The sequence below is a fragment of the Mesotoga sp. HF07.pep.5.2.highcov genome, assembly GCF_003666285.1.
GTDB lineage: Bacteria > Thermotogota > Thermotogae > Petrotogales > Kosmotogaceae > Mesotoga > Mesotoga prima.
Genome location: NZ_JFHJ01000616.1, coordinates 1 through 2,857 on the forward strand (window position 1 = coordinate 1; position 2,857 = coordinate 2,857).

Annotated in this window: 2 protein-coding genes; both read left to right on the forward strand. The window is 46.0% G+C overall.

All coding sequences use genetic code 11. From position 1 onward, the window contains the following. Positions 1-214: 214 nt before the first annotated feature. Positions 215-1,843: an ABC transporter substrate-binding protein gene (locus BG32_RS13275; protein ID WP_014731267.1), complete on the forward strand. Its 1,629-nt coding sequence runs from the start codon at positions 215-217 to the stop codon at positions 1,841-1,843. A gap of 27 nt (positions 1,844-1,870) precedes the next feature. After that, positions 1,871-2,791, forward strand: a complete 921-nt coding sequence (locus tag BG32_RS13280) for a hypothetical protein (protein ID WP_014731268.1) — start codon at positions 1,871-1,873, stop codon at positions 2,789-2,791. Positions 2,792-2,857 lie beyond the last annotated feature (66 nt).

Below are 2,857 nucleotides of genomic sequence, written 5' to 3' on the forward strand. Positions count from 1 at the left end.
TGATCTTGATGCCACCAACCTCCGACCACTTGCAAATGTTTGACCAAGAACGAAGAACAGATTCTTGCTCTGGAACCAAGAACATGCTCTATTCAGTGAACGGTGAACCATTCAACGAAGAACCATTTTCTCCTGCTCTTTGTCTTTGCGAATGAAATCGAATTAGGTTTATCTAATATAATAGTGGAGAGACTTGAAGCTTTGGAGGTACCCTGTGCGGAGATTATTTCTAGTCGGTATATTGCTAATCTTGTTGACCAGTAGTTTCGCCGAGGTTCTTAAAAGAAGAGGTACGGAAGAAGAATTCTCTTACTCGGAGTTAGCCGGAGGTTCGATTACACTGCCAGTCGATACTACGTTCAGATTCATTCCAGGCTTTGAGCTTTCGGAGGGTGATTTCTGGGTTACTTTTGCGATCCAGGATCCGCTTTTCAGATGGGCAAGCGGCGACGAATTGAGTCCTTGCCTGGTGGAAAAGTACGAGCTGTTGAATTCGAACAAGTCACTTATCATAAAGCTCAGAGACGATATTTTCTGGTATGACGGAACGCCTATAACCAGTGCGGATTTAGAGTACTCGATAAAAGCCTGGAAGAGCACCGAAAGCTCTCCGGTCTATGAGGCTCTCAATGATCCGCGGTTTGGCTGGTTTTCCGTCGTCGACGGCAAGACCGTGGTTTTCAATTTCAATGATTCGTATCCCGAATTCTTGAACTCTTTGAGAACGGGCATACTCGCCAAACATATTTACTCCGACAGACTTGGAATCGAACCGGAGAGCCTGGAAGAGAACATGGAGATGGATAAACCACCCGTGGAAGCTACATCAGGGTCGTTCATGCTCGATCCGGCAAGCGTAAAAGGCAACATTATTCTAAAGAGAAACCCGAACTGGCACGGAGGATCTGGAGACGATCTCTTTCCGCTAGTATTCGAGAGTTGGCCTGGAAAGAGCCTTCTAGATGAAATAAGGCTCGTGGAAGTGGCAGAGCCTCTTGACAGAATTGAGATGTTCGATGCGGGCGAGCTGCATCTTCTCTTCAGTGAACCGGACCATAACGAGTCTCTTCTTAGTGAAGCGGCTTCCGGAAAGTTCAAATCGGGAAGCTTCCCGGATGGTAGTTATCACGTTATCCTCATAAATCATAGAAACGCGCTCCTGGCAGAAAGGGGAGTGAGACAGGCACTCAAGATGTCTCTTGACTACGAATCTCTTCTTGAAGCCCTCCCCAACTCCATTGGGACTTTCATCCCTGTGGATCCCAGGACGTCCATTTTTAAGACTTTGCAAGCTCAGATAGTGGATCTTCCGTACGATCCGGATAAGGCAAAGACCTTTCTTTCAAATGCAGGTTATCCGGGTAGCATAACTTTGTCGATCAAGGTCTATCATGGAATTGAGAATATATTGCTGGAGGAGCTCCAGAAGAGCTGGGACAAGATAGGTGTGAAACTCGAAGTTGAAAGGCTCGATTGGGGAAGCCTTCTTCGTGACATAGACGAAGGTGATTACGAGCTGGTCTATCTTCGAGTCGAGGCCTTTGATTATCCCGAGATAGCCCCATGGACCAATGAGTATGAGCATGATTTGAAGACAGGCTGGGAAGTGGGTTATGTAAATCCACAGATTTTCAGGATTATGAGAAGGGCCGCCATTGAAACTGACTGGCGAAAACGTGCTCCCTATTATCTTGGGTCATACAGGATATGGACGAACGATGTACCGGTTCTAGTTCTTGCCTACAATCTCTCTTACGCTTTCTGGAATAGCCAGCTCAGCGGGCCGGTCCCGGGCAGAGGGGAGCTTTACGAGAATCTTGCTGAATGGTATTTACAGAAATGAAAGGACAACATAAAGGGGGTATTAAAAATGCTCTATCTTGAAAAGGAGCCTTTTAGGAGAGCACAATATACGATCCTTGAGAATGGTAGAGAACTGGAAAAGAGACTATTCGCCTATTATTTCATGGATGGCCCGGCAAACATTGTTGTTGAGGAGATAGCCAGTTATCAGAATGTCGATGGCGGGTTTGGAAACGCTATAGAGCCGGACTTCAGATTGCCAGCGTCTTCTCCAATGGCAACGTCCGTAGCGCTTCAACACCTTGTTCACTTCGATGATTTGCCACTTGCAAAGGGAGTAATCTCGAAAGCGATTGCCTATTTGGACAACACATATGTTTCGGAAAGAAAGGGATGGTTTGCCGTTCCACGAACCGTCAATGACTACCCCCACGCTCCTTGGTGGGGATGCGATGAAGAGAAGGAAATTTGCGCAATCGATGCAAACTGGGGGAACCCAACGGCCGAGATCATAGGATATTTAACCAGGTACAGGGAGTTCACCAATCTAGATGTAGATGAGCTTATTTCTCAGGCAACCAGGTATCTGGAAAGTATGAACACGTTTACCTCTTTTCACGAGATATTATGCTTTGTAAGGCTCTACAGATTACTTGACGAAAAGACGGCCGCAAGTTTAAGGCCAAAGCTCTATGAAGCAGTCTGCACATTGATCAGCAAGGATGAGGAGGAATGGCGAACGGAGTATGTAGCCAAGCCGCTGGATTTTGTTACCTCTCCCGATGAATTTTTCTGCGTCGATAGAGAGCTGATTGAAAAGAATATCGAATACTATATTAACGAGCTTCATACACACGGGAAGATCAAGCCCACTTGGTCCAAGAGCTTCTACGATGGCGAGATGAGCAGGGCCTGGGATGAGTGGGTTGCTATAATAACCTTGAGAGTTCTTTTGATTCTCAAATCATTTGGAAGAATATTACTCTAAATAGAATTCGAATGGGGGGATAGAAGTGAAGAATATTATCCTGCAGGAAAGGATAATGGCTGTCAT